The following is a 22690-nucleotide window of genomic DNA, read 5'->3' as shown; positions in this document are numbered from 1 at the left end:
TATTGTCACACATTAATCAGATTTTATGCCCGCTACCATCTTACTATCAGGGCAAATAAAAAAATCGGGTTATCTCCCGATTTTAAGATTACTTTAATTCCAGCAGCTTATTTTTCAATTCATCTTCCATGTCTATTAAATCTTTCTCAGCCTGGTTACGTTTTTCCCGGCCCTCTGTTTGAATCTGGATTGTTTCTTCTATCGTGGACAGCAGGTTATCTTGTGTTTGTTTCAATGTTTCGATATCAACGAGCCCACGTTCGTTTTCTTTTGCCGTTTCGATGGCATTTGTCTGCAGCATTTCCGAATTTTTCAGGAGCAGATCATTGGTTGTTTGGGATACTTGTTTCTGTGCTTCCATTGCATGACGTTGCCGGATGAGTGTTAAGGCTATGGCAATTTGGTTTTTCCAAAGTGGAATAGCTGTCAAAATTGATGACTGGATTTTTTCAACGAGTGCCTGATTGGTATTCTGGATGAGACGAATCTGTGGTGCCGTTTGGGTTGTGATCTGACGGCTCAGCTTCAGGTCATGAACACGCTTGTTCAATCGTTCTGTGAACTGCATCATATCATTTACTTCTTGTACGTCCATTTGACTGCCGGATTCTTCAGCCTTTCGCTTCAAGTCAGGAATGAGCCGGGTTTCCAATTCCTCGCGTTTGACTTCCCCGGCGGCGATATAGATATTGAGTGCATCAAAGTATTCCTTATTTTTGTCAAATACTTGCTGCAGCAAATCATTATCCTTGGTAAGAACATTTTTATAATTGTCGAGCTTTACACTGATGCGGTCAATCTGTGCCCCTGTCTTCTGATACCTGGAAAGGATTTCGTTGATGGAATTCGAAATCTTGCCAAACATACGGGATAATATACCCCGTTTCTCCGGCTTCAACTCGTCAGGGTTAACCTGCTCCAGTTTTTTCATCAGGTCTTCCAGAATATTCCCAATTTCCCCTGTATCATTTTTTTGCACATGTTCCAGCATTGAATGGGAAAAATTGAGTAGTTTGGATTGTGCCTCTGTCCCATACTGGGTAATCGACTGGTAATTGTTTGGGTCAATTTGACTGGCTAACTGCATTGCTTTTTGCCGGCTTTCTTCAGGCAGCTGATCGATCAGCTTGTCCGGCTTGGTTTTATCATTGGTATCAGTGTCCTGGTTTTGCTGTGTACTAAATGGATTTGCCAGCAGATCATCAATATCATTTGTATGCTGCAGATTGTCATTTTCGTTCATTTCGATGCCTCGCTTTCATGCTTTCGGATGTGGCCAATGGATTGATTGGCTACATCCAATTCAAAGTGAAGTGTGTTCATGTCATCCTGGAGCATCAGATGTAAATCCTTTTTGATGTGTCCATCCAACTCAGTGATGGTTTGATGTGTTTCCTTTAATGATTCATTCATTTCTCGGGTGCGGGAAGGCTGTGATTTCAAATAAGCATATTTTTCCATTAATGTCACAAGGGAATCCAGATGTTTATAGTAAAACGGTTCGGCTTGATAAAAACGGCGCGGTTCTTTTTTAGTATTGGCATAAATTTTCCTTACAGTGACGAGCACCTCAATGTATTGTTTTGCCTGCTGCCAGCTGCGGATGCCCCGAAATGTGCGCTGGAGGCGTTTGATTTTTGCTTTAGCTTCAATGAGGTTTTCTTTGATGTATTTATATTCCTTTCGGGTTAGCCCTTCTTTTCTGAGGAAGCGAACATGCATGAGTTGTTTTGTTACAAAATAACCGGCACTTCCACCAATGAGAGCATACAAGCCCGACATCAGGAAAGCGGCATTAAAAACAAAAAAACTGATTAAACCAGTCAGAACGGCTGTCGAGGCGCCAATCATTGTCTGTAACATAAATTGAAAAAAACGTCGCATATTTGTCAGCTCCCATAATTTATGAAAAATGCTGTCACATGATCAGATTATGATGTATATTTCTATTACGAAAAAAGTCAGTAAAAAGTTTCATAATTTAATTTTAAATGATTTCGATACCATTTTCCAATCCTATAAATTATGAGAACCATTTGTCCCGCCTTAACAGCAGTAAGCTCCAGCTGTAAAATTTTGTGGAATCAAACAGAGCTGTTTCCAATTTAACGTAAATAAAAAAAGAACCGAAAACAATATGATTGCTTTCGGTTCTTTTCCTATTAAAACATCAGCTGCTTTTCTTTTTATACTGTGCTCTCGACCGGTATTGCTGTGGTGCTCTTGTTGGATATGCCACGGGAATGCTGTAAAAATGCACCAGCCGTGTAAAAGGGATCGAAGCAAACAGGCCAAAGCCAAGCAGTGTATGCAGCTTAAAAATAAACGGAATATTCGTCATCAGCTGATACTGCGGATTCAGGACGAATAAACTCCTGAACCAAGGTCCGATCGCTGTCCGGTAGTCAAACTCGCTTGGCGTATAATTTCCAAATAGCGTGATAAACGTCCCGATAGCAGCAATGATAAGTAGTGCGATAACAGAATAGAAATCCGCAAATGTCGCATGCACTCTGACAGGATTAAACACCATTTTCCGAATCAGCAGAATAATCAGCCCGGCAACCATGGCAATACCAGCCAACGAACCGCCATAAACAGCACCCATATGGTACAAATGATCAGAAACGCCAATCGCTTCATAAAATTCCATTGGTATGACAATTCCCATAACGTGACCAAAAAAAGCAAAGATTACGCCCCAATGAAACAAAGGTGATCCAAGCCGCAGCCATTTTTTTTCAAAGAATTCCGTAGATGGTGCAGCCCATGTCAACTGTCGAAATGCAAAACGATACAATAAGCCAAATACCATGATGATCAGACATGCATAAGGGAAAATAACCCACCAGAATATTTCACTCACACGTTAACCCTCCTTTGAGGTGAGGGATTTTCAGCGGAAGGCTGTAATAGTTCCGCTAAAATTACTCCCTCACCCATACATGATTGGATACGGTAATTCTTCCAAATCTGCTTCTTCCCGCTCAAATTCCAGTCTTTCAATTTCCTTTTTGGTTGGCCGCGGAAAAACGACATCCATTAAAACTTGCAAAAAATTGAAATATGGGTTCTCATCGGGTAAATTTTCCATTATCCGCTGAACGGCAACTGCGAGACGGCGTATTAACCGTTCATTATCCTGGCTGTATGGTGCAACAGCCAGGAATTCAAATAACATTGGAATATAATCGGCCAGATCATCATCGATGCGATCATAGCCAGCCTGATTGATGATTTTTTGCATTTTTATCAGGGCAGCTCCCCTTTTGTTACTGTCGCCAAGTTCATGAGCGGTCAAGTAAAGACCGTTTTTAGCCCTCAGATCAAAAGTCGATACATATAGTTTTCTTAAGTCTTCAAGCATAAAGATGTTAAATGTTGTAACGATTGTCTTAAGTTTGCTGCGTAACTCGGATGACGTTATATCTTCTTCGATGCACGCATTAATATCATGAAGTTCGCTTCTGAAATCATCAGCTGGATAAGCAAGTAAGCGGGAGCCAATTATGAGCAGCGTGCGCTCCTGACTATCCATTAACGGTTCCCTCCGATCAAGGATGCCATACCTTCAGGCGGAGCCAGATCTTCAAGACTGCAAGCTCCCTGTGCGTAATACAGGTCATCGTCCATTTCTCTTCTGCCGGTTGGGATGACGAATCGTTCATCATATTTGGCAATTCCCAAAAGACGTGCCATGTCTTCAAGTTCTTCAGGTGTTGTATCGGCTTCTTTCAGCAATTCACTCTGTCTGAACTCATCAACGCCTCCGACGGTTTTTCCACGCATAAGTACCCGCATGGCGGTCAATTTAAGCAATACTTTGCGGATGACTTTCGTATCATCAGCCGCCAGAATGGAAGCGAGGTATTCAACTGGGATCCGCATTTGATCGACAGCCGGAATATAGCCGTCAGTGCTTAAATCATCTTCGTTTGTAATATGATTCATGATCGGACTTAGCGGCGGCACATACCAAACCATTGGCAATGTGCGGTATTCCGGATGTAATGGAAGTGCAATTTTCCATTTCATGGCCATTTTGTAAACAGGCGATTTTTGTGCACTTTCAATCCATTCATCATTAATGCCTGCTTTCTTTGCTTCCTCAATGACTTCTGGATCGAATGGATCCTGAAATACAGAAAGTTGTGCTTCATACAAGTCTTGCGGATCTTCAACAGAAGCTGCTTCTTTCACTTTGTCTGCATCGTACAGCACGACACCAATGTAGCGGATTCGTCCAACACATGTTTCTGAACAGATTGTCGGCAGTCCTGCTTCAGTCCGTGGATAGCAGAAATTGCATTTTTCAGCTTTATGTGTGTTCCAGTTGTAATAGACTTTATGATAAGGGCATCCGCTCATGCAAAAGCGCCAGCCGCGGCATGCTTCTTGATCAACCAGTACAATACCGTCTTCATCACGTTTGTACAATGCACCTGATGGACATGAGGCAACACATGATGGGTTCAGGCAATGTTCACAGATTCTTGGCAAATACATCATAAATGTTTTTTCATATTCCATCGAAATGTGTTCCTGCAGCTTTTCGACCGTCGGATCCTGTGATACCGTCTCAGTTCCGCCGGCCAGATCATCGTCCCAGTTTGAGCCCCATTCCGGTTTGTCGATGTATTCACCTGTAATGACTGATTGCGGTCTTGCCACAGGAAGATGTTCGCTTTTAGGACTGTTAATCAAATGCTGATAGTTGTATGTCCATGGCTCATAATAATCATCCATTGTGGCCATGTCCGGGTTGTAAAAAATGTTCATCAGCTTGGAAATCGGTCCGCCGGCTTTGAGCTGCAGTTTTCCATTCTTCAGGGTCCAGCCGCCTTTAAAACGCTCAGTATCTTCCCATCTTTTCGGATAACCGGTCCCTGGCCGTGTTTCAACATTATTAAACCACATGTATTCTGTTCCGGGCCGATTCGTCCATGTGTTTTTGCATGTAACGGAGCAAGTATGGCAGCCGATACATTTATCCAAATGCATCACCATTGCGACTTGTGCTTTAATTTTCAAGCCAATCTACCTCCTTCAAAGCTCTGATAACGGCTATTGTGTCCCGCTGATGTCCGGTCGGTCCATAATAATTGAATCCATAGCTTAATTGTGAATAGCCACCAATCATGTGTGTCCCTTTAAGCGTCACCCTTGTCACACTATTATGGGTTCCGCCACGTCTTTTGCCGCCATTTTTACTGATGGATGTAGCAGGAACACCTAATGTTCGATCCTGTGCATGGTACATGTAAGCCATACCCTTAGGTATCCGGTAGGTCACAACAACTCTTGCTGCAATCGCGCCATTGCGGTTGTATACTTCTACAAAATCGTTATCCTTTAGATCGATGGAAGCAGCATCCTCTTCGTTCATCCAGATGGTCTGCCATCCTCTGAACAACGTCGACATATTGGTTGTATCTGTGAACATCGTATGGATACCCCATTTTTGGTGTGGTGTCAGGTATCTCACGGTAATTGATTTATTTTCGTTTTCTTCCACACCTTCTTCCTTTTTCAGGAAAGGTCCGTATCGTAAAGGCGGCAAATACAATGGTAACCCTTCACCATAATCGAGCATCACCTCATGGTCGAGATAAAAGCTTTGCCGTCCGGTTAACGTTCGCCATGGAATGTTGTATTCCGTATTGACGGTAAACGGTGAATAACGGCGATGATCTTTCTCCAGTCCACTCCATACCGGTGTTGAAATAGCATTGCGCGGCTGAATGCTTAAATCTCTCAGTGTATGGTCTTCTTCTGCCCGAGGCTGTGCAATCTCTTCCAGTTTTTGTCCGGTTTTGGCTTCGAGTGATTTCCAGCCGGCAACAGCGCGCTTACCGTTTGTAGCACCGGACATCGCCAAAATAGCATTCGCTGCTTGTACATCCGTATATAAATCAGGATGCCCTTTTCCGATTCCTTCACGTTTTGAATTTCCGAGTCTTTTTCCTAAATCTTCATACACTTCTTCGCCCGGAATGGTAACACCTTTTCCGCCATAACCTTTTTTGATCAATGGTCCGATTGTCGTCATTTTTTGATAGACATTCGGATAATCGCGTTCAACCACTTTCATGCTTGGCATTGTTTTACCTGGTATTGCCTCTACTTCACCTTTTCGCCAATCTTTGACCTTCCCGAGTGCTTGTGCAATTTCCCCTGGTGTATCATGCCCAAGTGGGGAGGTAACGAGTTCTTCAGTTGCCGGCAGGTGTTCTTCAGCAAGCTCTGAAAACACCTTGCTGATTTCCCGGAACGTATTCCAATCGCTTTTAGCTTCCCAAGGCGGTGAAATGGCGGCATTGAACGGGTGTACGAATGGATGCAGGTCCGTACTGCTAATATCATATTTTTCATACCATGTAGCAGCAGGCAATACAATATCAGAAAACAGCCCTGAACTTGTCATGCGAAAATCGACACTGACGAGTAAATCAGCTTTTCCGGTCGGTACTTCCTCTTCAGTTTTAACAGTTTCCGGCTGCCATGAATTCTCCGGCTCAGCCAGTACCTGATTGTCACCGCCGACCAGATGCTTAACGAAAAACTCGTGCCCTTTTCCGCTGTCGCCCAGCAGGTTGGAGCGCCAATTGAAAAATACGCGCGGGAAGTTTCGCGGGTCGTCTGGATTTTCGATGGCCCAATCGATTTTTTCGTCTTTGATTTGGCTGACAATATCATCGATAATTTCCTGTTCGGTCTGTGCTCCCCGCTCACGGCTCTCCTTCACGAGATCAATCGAGTTTTGGGAAAACTGTGGATACGAAGGAAGCCAGCCAAGCCTTGCCGATAATGCATTGAAATCCGCCGGGTGCATCGCATTATATTTGCTTCCCCATTCCGTTTTTTCATTGTCATCCGGCAGAGCCTCATAACGGAATTGGTCGGTAACAAAATAGAAATAGGATGTGCCGTTTTGATGCCGCGGCGGCTTTTGCCAGTCGCCTGCAAAAGCAACTTGCTGCCACCCTTCCTGTGGACGTACCTTTTCCTGTCCGACATAATGGGCCCAACCGCCGCCATTGACACCTTGAGAACCTGTTAGTAATACTAGATTCAAAATGGCACGATAGATTTGGTCACTGTGGAACCAATGGTTTGTCCCGCCGCCTAAAGCGATCATCGATTTTCCTTTCGTCCGTTCGGCATTGTCGGCAAATTCTTTTGCAACCTTGATGACATGGTTTTTATTGACACCGGTAATCGATTCCTGCCATGCCGGTGTATAAGGTTTCGGATCATTATAGTCAGCTGGATAATCACCAGGAAGACCGCGTCCAACACCCGTGTGTGCCATCATCAAGTCATAGACTGTTGTCACTTTTACGGTATTGCCATTAATATCCTGAATGTTTTTAACCGGTACACCGCGTTTAACAAGGTCCCCTTCTTTTTCGGCAAAGTAAGGAAAATCTACCATCACGGTTTCATCCGATTTGTCTATGAAACTCAGTTCCGGTTCGATCAGACTACCATCCTCTTTATTTAATTGCAGATTCCATTTGCTTCCCCCATCCCAGCGGAACCCCATGCTGCCATTCGGTGTTTCCAGCTGATCTGTTTCACCGTCCCATACCAAGGTTTTCCATTCACCGAGTTCATGCTCATTATTTATGTCGGATGCACGAAGGAAACGGTCACTTCTATATCCCCCGTTTTTTTCTTCCAGGATAACCAGGTATGGCAAATCGGTATATTTTTTGGCATAAGCATTAAAATAAGGTGTTTCTTTATCCACATAAAATTCTTTTAGGATAACATGTGTCATAGCCATCGCAAGGGCTGCGTCAGTTCCTGCTTTTGCAGGCAGCCAGATATCGGCAAATTTCTCATATTCTGCATAATCTGGGCTGACGCCGACTACTTTGGTACCGTTATACCTTGCTTCCACCATAAAGTGAGCATCCGGCGTCCGGGTTTGCGGCAGGTTTGTTCCCCAAATGATGAAGTATTTGGAGTTATACCAGTCAGCACTTTCGGGTACGTCAGTCTGCTCGCCCCAGACTTGCGGGGAAGCTGGCGGCAAGTCAGCATACCAGTCGTAAAAGCTTAATATCGTTCCACCGATTAATGACAGGAAACGGGTTCCAGCTGAATAACTGACCATTGACATCGCTGGGATTGGACTAAAGCCGGCAACACGATCGGGGCCGTATTTCTTAATCGTTTGAATGGTCGCGCTTGCAATCATTTCACTCATATCCCGCCAGGTTGCACGCACAAAACCGCCTTTCCCGCGGGCTTTAACATATTTATTGCGCTTTTCAGGATCACTGACAATATTGTCCCATGCTTCGACAGCATCAGCGCCGTTTTGACGTTCTTCTTTCCATAGTTCGTATAAATCGCTTCTTACGTATGGATATTTCACTCTGATGGGACTGTATGTGTACCAGGAAAAACTGGCTCCCCTCGGACATCCGCGCGGCTCATATTCCGGAAAGTCGTCCCCTGTGCTCGGGTAGTCAGTCTGCTGTGTTTCCGATGTGATAATACCGTCTTTCACATAGATCTTCCAGCTGCATGAGCCTGTACAATTCACACCGTGTGTCGAACGAACAACTTTATCATGCTGCCATCTTCTGCGGTATATATCTTCGGAATCACGCGGACGCGGGCTTTCTTCAGTCCAGCCTTCATTAAACCTGCTGCCTGGTTTGATATGCTTTAATTTCTCAAAAAGTTTATTTTTATTTTTCTCCATCTGTTCCACCCTCTCCATGTTGTGCTTCAATCGGGTTAAAACGGTCGCCTAATATCCGGAAACTTCCTTCGCCTTCCTCCAGTTCCTCGAGAAATATTTTCAGACTCGGAACGTTGGAGGCAACTAATATCAAGCGTTCCAGTGTTTCATATGATTTAACATCATAAATTGATTCTATGATTTTAGGCGGGATTTCGCCGAAACGCATTTTCAGAATGGAAAGCAGATCTTCGCGGTCCTGGACGATATTTGCTTCATCTTCAAATAAGAACATGCTTATGCACTCCTTTTGTCTGGAAGTTACTTCGGCCGCATCATTTTAAAGTAATCAGCAATCATAACTTCTTTACAGGCATCCCCAATCTTTTCAATAAATTCAATGACGTTGTGATTCATGTTTTCAATTGCTTCATTGGAAAAATAGTGTGACTCCTTATGTGCAAAACCATCACCAAAGTAAACGATCACCTGATAACCCGAAGTATCCGTCTGTACTTTTGCCTGAATATCATACGGGTGGATGTTATGCTGCTCTTCCAATTTATTCGTTATCGCTTGATACAGTTTTGGCAAAATGATGCGCATCGGTTGTTCCTGAATGGATGATGTTTGTTCAGAACTCAAATCTCGTCACCTCCATCTTGGCCTGTTTGAATCAGTGATCGTGGTCAGGAAGCACTTCCATTTCTTTAACGTTGTGGATTTCGTCAACGATAATTAAGGATTGGAAACGTTGTATAATGGCATCATTAATCCCATTTTCTGGAAGTTTATGTCTAATTTCATCGACAATCAGCCGTAATAAATCATGATCCCGTGTCAAAGCGACAATATCTTCTTTGAGTTCGGGGTGTTCCTCGACCAGATCCTTGTATAATCCTTCTTCCTCCGCATCGGCATGTGCCAGCGTTCTTGTTTCCCATTGTTCGACAAGCACGTATGCTAATTCCAGCGCCTTTTCTTTTTGATTATCCTGGTAAAGGTTGTCGAGCATGTTTGTCAGCTCTATTGCCTCGTTCAATGCTGCTTCATGTATGGCGGTATGACTGTCGACATGCTTAAGGGCAGGACCTGACATTGTAATTCACCTCTCTGTGATAGACTAGTAGATACTTCTACCATTAGATAGTTTTCCTCTGTTGATAAACAGCATATCATTCACTAATAGTACGAACAAATAAAACTGTAGAGAATTTTGAATTTATGTGACAATTATCACGGAAATTCGGTAACAGTATTGTCGAAAAGATTTGATTGACTGTTTGAATAATTCTTTGGTATAAAGATAAAAATCATGTTGCTTAACTATGGAACGACTGGAAAAGGAGATGGTAAGTATGCATGCACATGTCATCGTAAGCGGCCGGGTACAGGGAGTGGGTTTCAGATTTACCGCTCAGCAGAAAGCTGTTCAATATAATGTGAATGGATGGGTTCAAAATAAATCAGACGGGACGGTTGAATTAGAAGTTGAAGGTAATGACCATCAGGTTAATACATTTTTAAATGAATTAAAGAAAGGGTTCAATCCAGCTATTAAAGTTGAAGATATGCAAGTTGACACGCAGCAAGATGAAAAAGGCTACAGACATTTTTCCATAAAGTGAAACTTCATTCAGCGGGGGCGCTTTTCCCCCCACTGAATGTTAGTTGAACAGAATCGGGCATTTAGGGTCAGTTAGCCGCCGTCTTTTGGCGGGTTACTGACCATTGTATGCGGGAAAAGTGAAACCTCATTCAGTGGGGGCGTTTCTTCTCGTTAAAAAAAGAAAAAGCCACTATCACACCTGATAGCGGCTTTTGTCTATGTCTCTTCAAAAAACTTGCGGTTCAACTCAATGAATTTCTCTTCTTCTTCAGGCACTTCATCTTCCATGTAAATCGCTTCGACCGGGCAAACAGCTTCACATGCCCCGCAATCGATACAAATATCGGGATCAATATAAAACATGTCTTTACCTTCTTCTATACAGTCAACAGGACAAACTTCGACACATTCTCCTGATTTTTCATTTATACAAGGTGATGTTATGACAAAGGCCAAGTAAATCTCCTCCTTAAAGAATAAAGCGAAACTTCATTCAGTGGTGGCGCTTTTCCCCCACTGAATGTTAGTTGAGCAGAATCGGACATTTAGGGTCAGTTAGCCGCCGTCTTTTGGCGGGTTACTGACCATTACATGCGGGATAAAGACCAACACAATTTCTATTCATAATGGTACCGAAGATTAAGTTCTGTTTCAAGTAAGATCACACATCCATGGGCGATGACACATATGATTTACTATCCGGAAAAATAGAGGAGCGATTTTAATGGAAGTCATAATCCGCCCGAATGATTCATTTCAGTCTTACAGTGAATTGTTTGATGTCCCGTTAGTCCTGATTGAACAATCAAACCCGCAAGTGAACGCCAATCAGTTAATGATCGGCCAGACAGTCAAGATACCTGGGTATATGGATCGTTCTTATCAAATAGCGGCAGGTGAGACATTGTGGAGCATTGCAATGGAACGAAATATTCCAGTCGATATGCTGCAATTGGCAAATCCGTCTATTAATACACAAAGCCTGCAAATTGGCCAGCAAATTGTTATCCCGGAACGTGTCAACCATTTAGTCATAGCGGATTTTGATCACTATACATTTGATAAAATGATACGCGATATTGATCGGCTGCTCGCTGTATATCCATTTATTTTTCAACAGACAATCGGCAGTTCAGTAATGGGAAAAGATATCCTTGAATTACAGATAGGCACCGGAGAAAAACAAGCTCATCTGAACGGCTCATTTCATGCCAATGAATGGATAACAACTCCGGTGATTATGCGTTTTATAAATGAATATGCACGTTCTTTGACGAACAGAGCGTCAATTAGAGGACTGGATTTGCTTCCCAATCTTTTGGAAACAAATTTATCCGTTGTGCCCATGGTTAATCCGGATGGGGTTAATCTAGTGCTTGAAGGCGCATCCGCAGCCGGGGATTACCAGAATCACGTTTTGGCGCTCAATAATCAAAACCCGGATTTTTCAAACTGGAAAGCCAATATAGCTGGTGTTGACTTGAATAATCAGTACCCGGCACATTGGGAAATAGAAGCAGCCCGGAAACCTGATTCGCCGCAGCCCAGAGACTATCCAGGTCCCCATCCATTATCGGAACCTGAGGCAGTCGCCATGGCGGATTTAGCTGAAGAACGGAATTTTTCACGGATGAACGCGTTTCATACCCAGGATGAGGTCATTTACTGGGGTTATGAAGGCATGGAACCGCCTGCTTCAGAATCGATCGTAAATGAATACGCCCGTGTGAGCGGTTATCAACCAATACGCTATATAGACAGTTATGCCGGTTATAAAGACTGGTTTATCCAGGAATTCAGACGTCCGGGCTTTACGGTTGAATTGGGTAGTGGCATTAATCCGCTGCCATTTAGTCAGTTTGAGGAGATTTATCAGGAGACACTCGGAATTATGCTGGCGAATTTATATTGGTAGTTCGGAAATATCAGGAAGTGGAATAACAAGCTGTACGGCCTGTTATTCCACTTCTTTAAAATAGTCTTTGTAAAATCCGCCAATGCGATTACTATTATCAATAATGAAGTAAAATTCATCCGTTTCATTTTTGACTTCATATTGATTCCCTGGTGTCAATTTATTGTGAACAACAAATTTTTCAGCGTCTGCATGGACACATTCAATGGTTTTAACCGTTTCATTATCTTCCCACTTCAAATGAATCACATTAACCCTCCCTAATCTAGTTTACATAATAATATTATAATAAACTCAATCAAATAGGTATAAATAGTTTTCGTAGCCTTTTTCTTTCATTTCCTCTTTTGGTATAAATTTCATGGCTGCTGAATTCATGCAGTAACGAAGGCCGCCTTTATCCTGTGGCCCATCTTCAAACACATGTCCCAGGTGGGAATCGGCATTTTTGCTTCTGACCTCGGTACGAATCATGCCATGGCTTGTATCCGTTTTTTCTTCAATCTGGTATGGGTCAACTGGTTTGGTAAAGCTTGGCCATCCGCAGCCTGCATCATATTTGTCACGTGATGAAAATAGGACATCTCCTGAAATGAGATCCACATAAATCCCTTCTTCTTCGTTATCCCAGTATTCATTGGCAAAAGGTGTTTCAGTCCCGTTTTCCTGTGTCACACTGTACTGGATTGGCGTGAGTTTTGCCTTCAATTCGGATTTGTCGGTCCTCTGTTTCCAATTTTCTTTTATAAAGTCTTCTCTTCCTGATCCTTTTTTGTACAAGCGGTAATGAAAAGACTGCTTTTTATAGTAATCCTGATGTTCTTCCTCTGCCCGGTAAAACGTTTTCGCAGGGAGAATCGGTGTCACGATCGGTTTTGCAAATTTTCCGCTTTTCTCAAGCTTTTGTTTGGATTGTTCAGCAATTTGCCGCTGATTGTCATTATGGTAGAAAATAGCCGTTTGATACGACTCCCCGCGATCATTAAACTGTCCGCCGGCATCAGTTGGGTCGATTTGCTGCCAGAATGTATTGACAAGTTCTTCATATGGCATTATGTCAGGGTTGAATGTAATTTGTACCGCCTCAACATGACCGGTTGTATTCGAGCAAACCTGTTCATATGTCGGGTTCTCGACGTGTCCGCCGGTATAACCCGAAACAACACTTTCAATACCCGGACGCTGATCGAATGGCTCAACCATGCACCAGAAGCACCCGCCAGCAAATGTTGCCAGTTCGGTCGTCATAAAATACCTCCATTCATGGTTATCTTAACCTTATTTTTTCGTTTTTAACAATAAAAATCAAATCGTTTGCTTGAATGAATTAATGTCCGACCGATCAAACGAACAATTTGGGCGTTGATTCACCAGACTTCACTGTTTCTGACCCATCCGTCTCAGCCAGATCTACAATTTCTGTTTCTGCATCAGGTATTTCCGAATCTTCTTCTTTATGGTCGGACTGGTCAGCATCTGTATCCTCATCATCAATTTCATAATTGCTTTCATTTAATGCTTTCATCATACTGATTAATGCCGGCAAATTTTTCACCATTGGTCCGTATTGCTTGACGATCGGAGCTGCAGATTGAACGACCTTTAACACTTGTTGGACATTATTCAGCTTTTGTGAGAAGCCACTGATTCGTTCCGGTGATAACAGATTTTGCGCAGTTTGGGATGATAACCATTGCTTTATTCCACCTGAAGAAGGCTGCTGGGGCGGTCTTCCCGGTAAAAATCCTTGACGCGGCGGCATAACGTTCGTTGGACGCTGCTGTTGAATTGGCCATACCATGATTGCTCCTCCCCCTTTAAATCACTCTCTTAGGTTATTGTACGTGATTGATACAGAAGGGTGTAGGCTGTTATCTGTCAATAGTTAGGAAAATTGGGATGTAACGTGTGCCAGACAAGTATTTATCGAAAGAGTCCTGGATGGCATGATACAAATAAGCCTTTGCCGGACGATCAGCAAAGGCTTAATATGTTTATTCGCTTGCCACTTCTGCTGTGATGATAAAACCGATTGTACCTGCAAGTATGCTGCCAAACACAATTGCCGGAAACATTATTATCCCCTTTCTTTCATTACGTTTATATGTTTATTATAAGGGATTAAAGGCCTTTTAAAGGTATGGATCTATGACGAATTCGTGAATATCTTTCATTCAACTAAATAATATTTCCCGGGCAACCGCATGAACCAACATAATGTTACATCCAGATAAAAATTTTGGCGAAAAACGAGGAAATGATGGCTATTATGCGAACTAACTGTTAATTTATCAACTGATTTCCCTACTGACAGTTTACTGTTATATTGATCAATCGTTTGTTTAATTAATGTTTTCATGATTCCAAAGTTGATAAAGAATGTATGTTCGTATATACTATTGAAAGAGGTGATGAAGATGCCAAATGATCGAGGCAACATCAAGTGGACTTCACTCATGCTGCCGGAACATATCGAATTGTTAAAAGAAATGTGGATGGAAGATGGGAAAAGCTCAAAGCCCGTTCTTGACGAACAGCAGGTTGAATTATTGAATGATCAGCTGCTTGAGGCGTTTGAGCTTCAATCCCCTATTTGTCTGCATATATATGAAAGCGGCACGATTAAAGAACTAATAGGGGTGGTCACGAAACTGGACAGTCAAACAGGCAGTGTCGTCTTAAACAGGCTTAATGAACCGGATAAAAGGGTTGCTTTTCATGATATTTTGCAGCTGACCTTTACATGACTGGCCCCGGAGAAAAGGACTATTCCAGATCGTTCAGCTTATACGCGTCCCAGAGCTCATCAAATACGGATAAAGCGTTGGTAAATGGACTGTTCCACTCCAGGTAATTGCTGATTTCATGGTAGTCAGCAGACTGCTTCGGAAATTCATGGTCATAAAACATCCAATCAGCCAAGCGGCCTTTATCATCCGGTTCTTTTTTCCCTCTGTATGTTAATGCATAATGATAAAATGAACGCATGTGCCAGACACCTCATACTTAATTAAGATTGTCATTCTCCATAAATTCCCGATGCTTTTTCAGTTTTTTATGGTAAATGATTCCGGAAAGATAGATACTTATTTCATATAAAAGAATTAACGGTACTGCTGCAACAAGTTGTAAAACAAAATCCGGCGGCGTTACTAACGCACCAATTATGACAAGTATCAGATACGCATACTTTCGTGTTCTCCGCATAAAATCAGGTGTCATAATACCGAGGTGTGTCAAAAACATGACAACAATCGGTATTTCAAAAAATAAGGCAAATGGGATGACGATTCGGAATAACAGCTTGAAATACCGGTCGTATGTGAAGATTTCATTGAACATCCCATCATTTAAGGAAAGGAGGAACGGTATAATCAGTTCCACAAAAATGATATACCCGAAAACGATTCCTGCAATAAATAAAATAAAAATTGCCGGAACATACATCAGTGTCGCTTTCCGTTCAGGTTTAGTCAGCCCGGGTCTGATAAACAGCCAGATTTGCAGACAAAATATCGGCAAAGTACCGATTACCGCCACAACACCTGCCAGTGTTAAATAAACGGATATCAGATCAGTCAGACCGGTGACACTCAGTTTGAACGGCAAATCGTTTTCAATAAAACCGTAAATGATATCAACATATATAAAGCCTATGACAAAAAATATAATGAAAAAAACTGCTGTCACAATGAGGCGGTTCCTGAGTTCGGACAAATGACCTACGACGTTCATCTCTTTTTCATTATCGATTCGTTGTTCTTCAGACATTGCGCACGCTCCCAATCCAAGCATAAAAGAAGATGTAAGGTTAATCCCCTACACCTTTGTCAAGTCGCTCATTTCCGTGAAGATTGATTATTTTCACCGGAATCATCTGACCCAATACTTTTGGTCGCTTTTTTAAATTCCTTTAATGAACTGCCGACAGCTTTACCGATTTCGGGTAATTTGGACGGACCGAAAACGATTAAAGCAATAATCAGAATTAAAATTAGCCCGGGAATACCGATATTACCTAATCCCATTTATGATCACTCCGAATAATTATTTGTTTTGATCATCTTTTACAATGTCTTTTGTCTCCTTGACTTCATCAGAAACGTCACTCGTTAAATCCTGTGCTGATTTTTTAAATTCCCGCAGCGTATTTCCGGCAGCTTTTCCAATTTCCGGAAGTTTTTTAGGGCCAAAAATAACCAATGCAATCACCAAAATCAAAATAAGCCCGGGAAAACCAATATTCGCCATTTATGACACCTTCTTTAAATATATGATGATGTATCCAAGCAAACAATTCACGATATCCGACGTTCAACATTTGACTGCGGACAGCCTTGAAACTGATAAAAGTGTAACATGACGGAATGCTGTTAGGCAACTTAAAAAGGGCTCGTCATCCTTTAAAATTGTTTGGCCATTTCGTATTGGTCCGGATTGTTCATATTAAAAAAATGCTTATCCAAAACATGCTTTGGAATCCCGTTATAGTCGGATACATAATTGACCGTAATATGATCAAATAACGCTCGTATTTTTCGCTGGTCGTTATCAAGCAGCATCTGGATTTGCGGCAGCACATTTTTAGTATAAATGCCGGATAACGGATGCATTCTATCATTATAAATCGGTATAACGGCATCATTGTAATTCAATGACCGCATTAAATGTTGATAAACATCATGATGGATATATGGCATGTCACATGCACTAAAAATATAAACATCCGCATCAATATGATAAATAGCTGTTTCGATGCCGGCCAGCGGTCCCATGTTTGTGTACCTGTCACGGTATAATTCCAGCCCGAGAAACTGATAGTCTGCCGGCTCATTCGTAATGACCATTACATGTTGACTTGTTTTTTTTAATTCGTCAGCGATATGTGTGATAGCGGGCTTTCCGTCTAATTCCAGAAACGCTTTGGTTGTTCCCATCCTGGATGATTTCCCGCCGGAAAGGATCACGCCACAAATACGCATAAATCAATCACCTTGCCGATCATATTGTAAGAAATAATGGTCGTGAAGATTTTTATTGTCCCTCTCCCCCTTTTCTTTGGCTGTTAATTGCCACTCTGTTTCCGAAAACTTCGGGAAGTATGTATCACCCTGAAAAACGTTGTCAACCAGGGTAATATACATACGATCAGCATGCGGCAAAACCTGTTTGAAAATCTCCTCACCGCCAATCACAAAAAGTTCTTCTGCAGGATGCTGGCGGTTCCAGTCGAACACAGTATTGATGTCGCGGATCACATCAATCCCCTCTGGAAATCGGCTGCTCTTCTGTCTCGTAATAACAACATTAGTTCGTTTGGGAAGTGGTTTGCCAATTGATTCAAACGTTTTTCTTCCCATGATAATTGTATGACCGATCGTTTTCTGCTTAAAAAATTTTAAATCGTTTGGCAGATGCCATGGCAAGTCATTCTGATAACCGATGACACGATTCCGGTCCATGGCGACAAGCAAAGAAATCATATATTTCACGGCCCCTTTGTTTAAACAGCAATCGGTGCTTTAATGGATGGATGCGGGTTGTAATCGATTATTTCAAAATCAGAGAGTTCAAAGTCGAAAACCGTGTCTTTTTCCTCGTTGATTTTAAGCGTTGGGAATGCTCTAACGGCGCGGCCCAGCTGTGTCTTAACCTGCTCAACATGATTGGTATAAATATGAGCGTCTCCCAAAGTCTGAACAAATTCCCCTGGCTCCAATCCGCATTCATGTGCCATTAAATAAGTAAGCAGTGCATAACTGGCAATATTGAATGGCACACCCAGAAACATGTCGGCACTGCGCTGATACAATTGGCATGACAGTTTTCCATCCGCCACATAAAACTGAAACAGTGTATGACAAGGCGGCAATGCCATATTCGGGACATCTTCCGGATTCCAGGCCGAAACGATATGTCGGCGTGAATCAGGATGATGACGTATTGATTGGATCACTTCTTTCAGTTGATCGATGGTTTCGTTTTGCGACGTTTTCCAGGCACGCCATTGTTTTCCATATACATTGCCCAAATCACCATATCGTTCCGCAAACGCGCGGTCGTTCAATATTTTATCTTTGAAAATATTCATTTGTTCCTGATAAAGCTGACTGAATTCAGAGTCCTGCTGACTGCGATTTCCAAAGTCAGTCATGTCCGGACCATCATAGTCACTGCTTTCAATCCATTGTTTAAAAGCCCACTCATTCCATATGTTATTGTTATGCTGCAGTAAATACCGGATATTTGTGTCACCTTTTATGAACCAGAGCAATTCACTGGCAACAAGACGAAACGGTACTTTTTTGGTCGTTAATAGCGGAAAGCCTTCGCTGAGATCAAACCGCATTTGCTGCCCGAATACAGAATAAGTGCCCGTATTGGTCCGATCCGTCTTTTTTGTTCCGTTTTTAAGTATGTATCTGCATAAATCTAAATAACCCTGCTCATCTGTCAGCATTATTCTCACCTCGTTTATCAATCATAATACACATATGCTTATGTATCATCATAATTTAATCCATTGTAACACAAACGTAAACTGGCTGGCGCATAATCAGGCTGAAACAGACATAAATCTTTAAAAGCAGACACACATGAAAGGGGATATTTGCATGCTGAATGGTACGATCGAGCATGTAGTGAAACAATCTGTCCTGTACAGCTACGTGCTGAGTCAGCCGTTTGCAGTCTACGTTGATGCATATCCTGTACTTCAAAATGATCAATTGCTGGAGGCAGAACAATTACAATACGGACAGCATGGTGAGACCGTAAGAATCCTGCAGCATAAACTGAATAAATTATCCTATTTTGATGATAAAATTGACGGTAAATATGGTGTTTTAACGGAACATGCATTGAAAAAATTTCAGGAAAAACACAATCTGACAATTACTGGAAAGGCCAATCTGAAAACAATAAACACCGTTATTGATGAAGAAAAGAAGCAATACAAAGAACAGCTGGAAGATATGTCTGGATCTATCCATCCAGGTATGGCAAGTTCTGATGTTAAAATCGTCCAGCGCGCCCTCGACTATTTTGGCTACTATAAAGGTGAAATTGACGGCATTTATGGGCCACTTACCCACAAGGCGCTTGAAAAAGCTGAGGAGGCACATGGCACGGAATTGATTGACAATGATGCTCTGAAAGCTTTATATGAAGAAGAACCTTCAACAAACAATTCGCAAAATCAACAGGATGATGAGCAAGAACAAGATGCAGTTCAAACATCAAAAGAGGAATCATCGCAAGAAGTTAAACAAGTAGAGGTAACGAACACGAACTATCCCCAGGCAATTGAAGAAGCGCGTGCGCAAATTGGAACACCATATGTCTGGGGCGGTGATTCACCAAGCGGATTTGATTGCAGCGGCTTCATTCAACACATTTTTCAGACGGAAGGTATTTCCCTGCCGCGGACCGTAAGCGATATATGGAACTTCACGACACAGGTCGATACCGCATCAGTTGGGGATTTGGTCTTTTTTGAAACATATAAGCCGGGACCATCCCATATGGGAATATATATTGGTGACGGTAAATTTATTCACGCCGGTGAATCAAGTGGCGTTGAAATCAGCAAACTGAATAATTCTTATTGGCAGGAACGCTATATAGGGGTAGGCAGAGTTCAGTAAAGCGAAACTTCATTCCAGGGGAACAAAGGCTAAAAGCGCCACGTCCTGTGGCAACGCCTTTGTGACCTGCGTCGTGCAGGCCCGAGCCGAATCGGGCATTTAGGGACAGTTAGCCGCCGTTCTCTGGCGGATTACTGTCCGTTACATGCGGGATAAAGCGAAACTTCATTCAGTCGGGTATTTTTCCGTCTGAATGTTAGTTGAGCTGCATCTGGTTGAATAAGTTCCACTTTTATGGCAAACCCTATCTGTATATAACGATAAAGGTGGCATGTTAGATGGCAGGATTAATCGTAAAATTACTCATATGTCCAATTGGGTTGTATGCTGCTTCATGGATTTTTCCGAATGTCGATTTCGGGTATTGGTATCAGCCCATCATTCTCGGTGTTATATTAGCATTTGTCGGTTATTATTTGGAAAGAGTGATGTTGCGGGAAGAAACGAATTGGCTCAGTGTCGGGGTGGATTTTATCGTCAGCACTCTGATTGTTTACTTTGGTGCCATGCTGTTTACTGATACAGCTGTAACCTTCTTTGGAGCAGTCCTGGCTGGTGCTTTACTGGCCGTAACAGAAATATTCCAGCATAACTGGCTGTTACACAACGACAGGATCGAAAAAGAAGAAGTTGCACGTGATTAATTAAAACGGGAAGAAGGTGATAACACTTTCTTCCCGTGTTTGAGTGTTAATGTTGCTGCCATTCTCGGAAAAATTGTTTTAAGTAGCTTTTCATAAACTGATGACGTCCGGCAGCTATTTGGGCACCAGTTGCCGTATTCATCATGTCTTTCAAGCGTAATAATTTATCATAAAAGTGTTGGATGGATGTGGATTGCTGTCTATCCCAGCTGTCATGCCAGAGTAATTGTCCATTGGCAGCTCCGTAGGCAAACGTCCGTGCAATGCCGACAGCCCCGATTGCATCCAATCTGTCAGCATCTTGAACAATCCTTCCTTCCAGTGTAGCCGGTATGATTCCTTTACTGAACGAAACATCTTTTGAAGCTGCCCGAATCCCGTTGATCTCTTCATGCGTGCAATGAATGGATTGTAAAAAATGCTCCAATTCCTCTAAAGCTTGTTCACTGTCGGAAAATAGTTTGCGGTCGCCGATATCATGAACCCAGCCGGCTGCTTCACAAATGAATAGGTCAGCCTGTTCACGGCTAGCTATATCCTTTGCCATATGGGCAACCCGCTTCATATGAAAAAAATCATGTCCGGCTACATCATCGTTAAATAGACTGTATACATAATCACGGATTGCTGCTGTTTTGTCAGACATATTCATTAAAACAACCCGATTACTTTTCCATCCTGGTCCACATCCATGCTGAGTGCCGCCGGTTTTACAGGCAATCCGGGCATGGTCATCATGTTGCCGGTTAATACAACGATGAACCCGGCTCCTATCGATGGCCGCAGTTCCCTGATGGTCACTGTGAAATTTTCCGGTTTTCCGAGCAAGACCGGATCATCTGACAGCGAATATTGTGTCTTCGCCATACAAACTGGGAGTTTTCCCCATCCTTGCTGTTCATAAAAAGCGAGCTGTTTTTGGGCTGCCGCTGATAGCTCAATATCCTCAGCGCCATAGACAGTTTGCGCAACTTTCCTGATTTTTGCTTTAAGGGAATCATCCAAGTCATATACATAATTTAAATTTTGGGTGGACGTATCAGCTTTTTCAACAATTTTTTCGGCAAGCTCCGTCCCCCCTGCCCCGCCGTTAGCGTGTACGTCGGTTAACGCTGCATCAATATTTCTGGCTTCACACCATGATTTGATAAAATCGATTTCCGCTTTTGAATCAGTTGGAAATTTGTTGATGCCAACAACAAATGGAAGCCCGAACGTTTCAATCGTTTCAATATGTTTTTCCAGATTTTCCATGCCTGCTTTCAGTACCTCCACATTTTCTTTTTTAAGTTGCTCAAGTCCGACACCGCCATGCATTTTCAAGGCACGTACAGTTGCGACAATGACCACTGCATCCGTATTGAATTCTCCTGCCCGTGATTTGATATCCAAAAACTTTTCAGCCCCAAGGTCCGCTCCGAATCCTGCTTCGGTTACGACATAATCACTCAGTTTGGCCGCTGTTTTGGTTGCCATAATACTGTTGCATCCGTGGGCAATATTGGCAAAAGGACCACCATGGATGACGGCTGGCGTGTTTTCGGTTGTCTGAACCAGATTCGGTTTAAGCGCATCTTTTAAAAGGAGTGTAAGCGCCCCTTCCGCTTTCAGATCCCTAACCGTTACAGGTTCTTCATTATATGTATAGCCAATTATGATTTCGGCGATTCTTGCTTTTAAATCTTCAAGACTTGTTGCCAGACATAAAATGGCCATTATTTCGGAAGCAACGGTAATATTAAAACCATCTTCCCGTGGCACACCGCGTAACGGGCCGCCCAGTCCAACAACAACCTGTCTTAAAGCACGGTCATTCATATCCATGACACGTTTCCATTCAATACGGCGGGGGTCAATGTTCAGTTCATTTCCTCTGTGAATATGATTATCAATCAGAGCGGATAATGCGTTGTTGGCACTGGTGATGGCGTGCAGATCACCGGTGAAATGAAGGTTTATATCCTCCATTGGAAGCACTTGAGAGTATCCCCCGCCTGCTGCACCACCCTTCATTCCCATAACAGGCCCCAATGAAGGTTCACGCAAAGCAATCATTGCCTTCTTGCCGATTTTATGCAATGCTTGTCCCAATCCGACTGTTACGGTTGATTTTCCTTCCCCGGCAGGTGTTGGATTAATCGAGGTCACTAAAATGATTTTGCCGTTCGGTTTGTCATG

27 protein-coding genes are annotated in these 22690 nt (G+C 42.6%); 5 read left to right on the top strand and 22 right to left on the bottom strand.

Going from position 1 to position 22690, the window contains the following annotated elements:
* Nucleotides 1-88: 88 nt before the first annotated feature.
* From VK080_RS13325 to VK080_RS13285, 9 genes are all read right to left on the bottom strand, one after another.
* Nucleotides 89-1243, bottom strand: coding sequence for a toxic anion resistance protein (locus tag VK080_RS13325; RefSeq protein WP_324225260.1), 1155 nt, complete (start codon nucleotides 1241-1243; stop codon nucleotides 89-91).
* Nucleotides 1240-1884 (bottom strand): 5-bromo-4-chloroindolyl phosphate hydrolysis family protein, encoded by a 645-nt coding sequence (locus VK080_RS13320; protein ID WP_324225259.1) that lies wholly within the window; start codon nucleotides 1882-1884, stop codon nucleotides 1240-1242. The genes VK080_RS13325 and VK080_RS13320 overlap by 4 nt, the downstream gene beginning before the upstream one ends.
* 286 nt (nucleotides 1885-2170) lie before the next feature.
* The gene (gene narI / locus VK080_RS13315; RefSeq protein ID WP_324225258.1) at nucleotides 2171-2866 is read right to left on the bottom strand and encodes a respiratory nitrate reductase subunit gamma; all 696 of its coding nucleotides are present in this window, start codon (nucleotides 2864-2866) and stop codon (nucleotides 2171-2173) included.
* 69 nt (nucleotides 2867-2935) lie between these two features.
* The gene (gene narJ / locus VK080_RS13310; RefSeq protein WP_324225257.1) at nucleotides 2936-3538 is read right to left on the bottom strand and encodes a nitrate reductase molybdenum cofactor assembly chaperone; all 603 of its coding nucleotides are present in this window, start codon (nucleotides 3536-3538) and stop codon (nucleotides 2936-2938) included.
* Nucleotides 3538-5031 (bottom strand): nitrate reductase subunit beta, encoded by a 1494-nt coding sequence (gene narH / locus VK080_RS13305; protein ID WP_324225256.1) that lies wholly within the window; start codon nucleotides 5029-5031, stop codon nucleotides 3538-3540. Before narH ends, narJ begins: the two co-directional genes overlap by 1 nt.
* Nucleotides 5021-8719: a nitrate reductase subunit alpha gene (locus tag VK080_RS13300; protein WP_324225255.1), complete on the bottom strand. Its 3699-nt coding sequence runs from the start codon at nucleotides 8717-8719 to the stop codon at nucleotides 5021-5023. The genes narH and VK080_RS13300 overlap by 11 nt, the downstream gene beginning before the upstream one ends.
* Nucleotides 8706-8993, bottom strand: coding sequence for a hypothetical protein (locus VK080_RS13295; protein WP_324225254.1), 288 nt, complete (start codon nucleotides 8991-8993; stop codon nucleotides 8706-8708). Before VK080_RS13295 ends, VK080_RS13300 begins: the two co-directional genes overlap by 14 nt.
* Before the next feature lie 26 nt (nucleotides 8994-9019).
* A complete protein-coding gene (locus VK080_RS13290) occupies nucleotides 9020-9343 on the bottom strand; it encodes a hypothetical protein (RefSeq protein ID WP_324225253.1) in 324 nt (107 codons plus the stop codon).
* 31 nt (nucleotides 9344-9374) lie between these two features.
* Nucleotides 9375-9797 carry a hemerythrin domain-containing protein gene (locus VK080_RS13285; RefSeq protein ID WP_324225252.1) on the bottom strand — a complete coding sequence of 141 codons (423 nt, stop codon included), beginning with the start codon at nucleotides 9795-9797 and terminating at the stop codon, nucleotides 9375-9377.
* A 259-nt stretch (nucleotides 9798-10056) separates the two neighbouring features.
* Between VK080_RS13285 and VK080_RS13280 the strand changes: the two genes are divergently transcribed.
* The gene (locus tag VK080_RS13280) at nucleotides 10057-10326 is read left to right on the top strand and encodes an acylphosphatase (RefSeq protein ID WP_324225251.1); all 270 of its coding nucleotides are present in this window, start codon (nucleotides 10057-10059) and stop codon (nucleotides 10324-10326) included.
* A 197-nt stretch (nucleotides 10327-10523) separates the two neighbouring features.
* Here the strand turns inward: VK080_RS13280 and VK080_RS13275 are convergent, their stop codons facing one another.
* On the bottom strand, nucleotides 10524-10763 hold the full coding sequence (locus VK080_RS13275; protein ID WP_324225250.1) for a DUF362 domain-containing protein: 240 nt from the start codon (nucleotides 10761-10763) through the stop codon (nucleotides 10524-10526).
* Between the two features lie 268 nt (nucleotides 10764-11031).
* On the opposite strand from VK080_RS13275, the gene VK080_RS13270 reads away from it, so the two are divergent.
* Entirely contained in the window at nucleotides 11032-12222 is a 1191-nt protein-coding gene (locus VK080_RS13270) for a M14 family metallopeptidase (protein WP_324225249.1), read from the top strand.
* Nucleotides 12223-12264: 42 nt separating this feature from the next.
* Here VK080_RS13270 and VK080_RS13265 read toward each other — a convergent pair whose 3' ends face one another.
* The 3 genes from VK080_RS13265 to vrrA all read right to left on the bottom strand — a co-directional run bounded on the left by VK080_RS13265 (nucleotide 12265) and on the right by vrrA (nucleotide 14023).
* Nucleotides 12265-12471 (bottom strand): DUF6501 family protein, encoded by a 207-nt coding sequence (locus VK080_RS13265; RefSeq protein ID WP_324225248.1) that lies wholly within the window; start codon nucleotides 12469-12471, stop codon nucleotides 12265-12267.
* Between the two features lie 45 nt (nucleotides 12472-12516).
* A complete protein-coding gene (msrA, locus tag VK080_RS13260) occupies nucleotides 12517-13470 on the bottom strand; it encodes a peptide-methionine (S)-S-oxide reductase MsrA (protein WP_324225247.1) in 954 nt (317 codons plus the stop codon).
* A gap of 94 nt (nucleotides 13471-13564) precedes the next feature.
* On the bottom strand, nucleotides 13565-14023 hold the full coding sequence (vrrA, locus tag VK080_RS13255) for a VrrA/YqfQ family protein (protein WP_324225246.1): 459 nt from the start codon (nucleotides 14021-14023) through the stop codon (nucleotides 13565-13567).
* 616 nt (nucleotides 14024-14639) lie between these two features.
* Here vrrA and VK080_RS13250 point away from each other — a divergent pair.
* The gene (locus VK080_RS13250; RefSeq protein ID WP_324225245.1) at nucleotides 14640-14969 is read left to right on the top strand and encodes a YolD-like family protein; all 330 of its coding nucleotides are present in this window, start codon (nucleotides 14640-14642) and stop codon (nucleotides 14967-14969) included.
* Between the two features lie 19 nt (nucleotides 14970-14988).
* Here the strand turns inward: VK080_RS13250 and VK080_RS13245 are convergent, their stop codons facing one another.
* From VK080_RS13245 to VK080_RS13215, 7 genes are all read right to left on the bottom strand, one after another.
* Complete coding sequence (locus VK080_RS13245; protein ID WP_324225244.1) at nucleotides 14989-15210, bottom strand: YozE family protein; 222 nt, start codon at nucleotides 15208-15210, stop codon at nucleotides 14989-14991.
* An 18-nt stretch (nucleotides 15211-15228) separates the two neighbouring features.
* Nucleotides 15229-15993: a twin-arginine translocase subunit TatC gene (tatC, locus tag VK080_RS13240; RefSeq protein WP_324225243.1), complete on the bottom strand. Its 765-nt coding sequence runs from the start codon at nucleotides 15991-15993 to the stop codon at nucleotides 15229-15231.
* A 68-nt stretch (nucleotides 15994-16061) separates the two neighbouring features.
* Nucleotides 16062-16250 (bottom strand): twin-arginine translocase TatA/TatE family subunit, encoded by a 189-nt coding sequence (gene tatA, locus VK080_RS13235; protein WP_324225242.1) that lies wholly within the window; start codon nucleotides 16248-16250, stop codon nucleotides 16062-16064.
* 19 nt (nucleotides 16251-16269) lie between these two features.
* A complete protein-coding gene (locus VK080_RS13230; protein ID WP_324225241.1) occupies nucleotides 16270-16473 on the bottom strand; it encodes a twin-arginine translocase TatA/TatE family subunit in 204 nt (67 codons plus the stop codon).
* A 152-nt stretch (nucleotides 16474-16625) separates the two neighbouring features.
* Nucleotides 16626-17204 (bottom strand): molybdenum cofactor guanylyltransferase, encoded by a 579-nt coding sequence (gene mobA, locus VK080_RS13225; RefSeq protein WP_324225240.1) that lies wholly within the window; start codon nucleotides 17202-17204, stop codon nucleotides 16626-16628.
* Nucleotides 17205-17207: 3 nt separating this feature from the next.
* Nucleotides 17208-17705 (bottom strand): dihydrofolate reductase, encoded by a 498-nt coding sequence (locus tag VK080_RS13220; RefSeq protein ID WP_324225239.1) that lies wholly within the window; start codon nucleotides 17703-17705, stop codon nucleotides 17208-17210.
* 20 nt (nucleotides 17706-17725) lie between these two features.
* Entirely contained in the window at nucleotides 17726-18682 is a 957-nt protein-coding gene (locus VK080_RS13215) for a thymidylate synthase (RefSeq protein WP_324225238.1), read from the bottom strand.
* Nucleotides 18683-18836: 154 nt separating this feature from the next.
* On the opposite strand from VK080_RS13215, the gene VK080_RS13210 reads away from it, so the two are divergent.
* Nucleotides 18837-19868, top strand: a complete 1032-nt coding sequence (locus tag VK080_RS13210) for an NlpC/P60 family protein (protein WP_324225237.1) — start codon at nucleotides 18837-18839, stop codon at nucleotides 19866-19868.
* 278 nt (nucleotides 19869-20146) lie between these two features.
* The gene (locus tag VK080_RS13205) at nucleotides 20147-20512 is read left to right on the top strand and encodes a DUF2512 family protein (protein ID WP_324225236.1); all 366 of its coding nucleotides are present in this window, start codon (nucleotides 20147-20149) and stop codon (nucleotides 20510-20512) included.
* Between the two features lie 46 nt (nucleotides 20513-20558).
* On the opposite strand, the gene VK080_RS13200 is transcribed toward VK080_RS13205, so the two are convergent.
* Both VK080_RS13200 and VK080_RS13195 read right to left on the bottom strand, forming a co-directional pair.
* Nucleotides 20559-21158: an HD domain-containing protein gene (locus tag VK080_RS13200; RefSeq protein ID WP_324225235.1), complete on the bottom strand. Its 600-nt coding sequence runs from the start codon at nucleotides 21156-21158 to the stop codon at nucleotides 20559-20561.
* Between the two features lie 5 nt (nucleotides 21159-21163).
* On the bottom strand, nucleotides 21164-22690 hold a 1527-nt coding region (locus VK080_RS13195; protein WP_324225234.1), incomplete at its 5' end, for a formate--tetrahydrofolate ligase.

The organism is Lentibacillus sp. (assembly GCF_035301925.1).
GTDB lineage: Bacteria > Bacillota > Bacilli > Bacillales > Amphibacillaceae > Lentibacillus.
This window is presented reverse-complemented; position numbering and strand designations above follow the sequence as displayed.

Bases quoted from the DNA above. Each gene is read 5' to 3' on its own strand.
- VK080_RS13245 (WP_324225244.1), bottom strand. From the start codon at position 15,210: ATGCGTTCATTTTATCATTATGCATTAACATACAGAGGGAAAAAAGAA.
- VK080_RS13295 (WP_324225254.1), bottom strand. From the start codon at position 8,993: ATGTTCTTATTTGAAGATGAAGCAAATATCGTCCAGGACCGCGAAGAT.
- VK080_RS13300 (WP_324225255.1), bottom strand. From the start codon at position 8,719: ATGGAGAAAAATAAAAATAAACTTTTTGAGAAATTAAAGCATATCAAA.
- VK080_RS13210 (WP_324225237.1), top strand. From the start codon at position 18,837: ATGCTGAATGGTACGATCGAGCATGTAGTGAAACAATCTGTCCTGTAC.
- mobA (WP_324225240.1), bottom strand. From the start codon at position 17,204: ATGCGTATTTGTGGCGTGATCCTTTCCGGCGGGAAATCATCCAGGATG.
- VK080_RS13325 (WP_324225260.1), bottom strand. From the start codon at position 1,243: ATGAACGAAAATGACAATCTGCAGCATACAAATGATATTGATGATCTG.
- VK080_RS13200 (WP_324225235.1), bottom strand. From the start codon at position 21,158: ATGTCTGACAAAACAGCAGCAATCCGTGATTATGTATACAGTCTATTT.
- msrA (WP_324225247.1), bottom strand. From the start codon at position 13,470: ATGACGACCGAACTGGCAACATTTGCTGGCGGGTGCTTCTGGTGCATG.
- narJ (WP_324225257.1), bottom strand. From the start codon at position 3,538: ATGGATAGTCAGGAGCGCACGCTGCTCATAATTGGCTCCCGCTTACTT.
- tatC (WP_324225243.1), bottom strand. From the start codon at position 15,993: ATGTCTGAAGAACAACGAATCGATAATGAAAAAGAGATGAACGTCGTA.
- VK080_RS13280 (WP_324225251.1), top strand. From the start codon at position 10,057: ATGCATGCACATGTCATCGTAAGCGGCCGGGTACAGGGAGTGGGTTTC.
- VK080_RS13270 (WP_324225249.1), top strand. From the start codon at position 11,032: ATGGAAGTCATAATCCGCCCGAATGATTCATTTCAGTCTTACAGTGAA.
- VK080_RS13320 (WP_324225259.1), bottom strand. From the start codon at position 1,884: ATGCGACGTTTTTTTCAATTTATGTTACAGACAATGATTGGCGCCTCG.
- vrrA (WP_324225246.1), bottom strand. From the start codon at position 14,023: ATGGTATGGCCAATTCAACAGCAGCGTCCAACGAACGTTATGCCGCCG.
- VK080_RS13220 (WP_324225239.1), bottom strand. From the start codon at position 17,705: ATGATTTCTTTGCTTGTCGCCATGGACCGGAATCGTGTCATCGGTTAT.
- VK080_RS13205 (WP_324225236.1), top strand. From the start codon at position 20,147: ATGGCAGGATTAATCGTAAAATTACTCATATGTCCAATTGGGTTGTAT.
- VK080_RS13250 (WP_324225245.1), top strand. From the start codon at position 14,640: ATGCCAAATGATCGAGGCAACATCAAGTGGACTTCACTCATGCTGCCG.
- tatA (WP_324225242.1), bottom strand. From the start codon at position 16,250: ATGGGATTAGGTAATATCGGTATTCCCGGGCTAATTTTAATTCTGATT.
- VK080_RS13230 (WP_324225241.1), bottom strand. From the start codon at position 16,473: ATGGCGAATATTGGTTTTCCCGGGCTTATTTTGATTTTGGTGATTGCA.
- VK080_RS13285 (WP_324225252.1), bottom strand. From the start codon at position 9,797: ATGTCAGGTCCTGCCCTTAAGCATGTCGACAGTCATACCGCCATACAT.
- VK080_RS13215 (WP_324225238.1), bottom strand. From the start codon at position 18,682: ATGCTGACAGATGAGCAGGGTTATTTAGATTTATGCAGATACATACTT.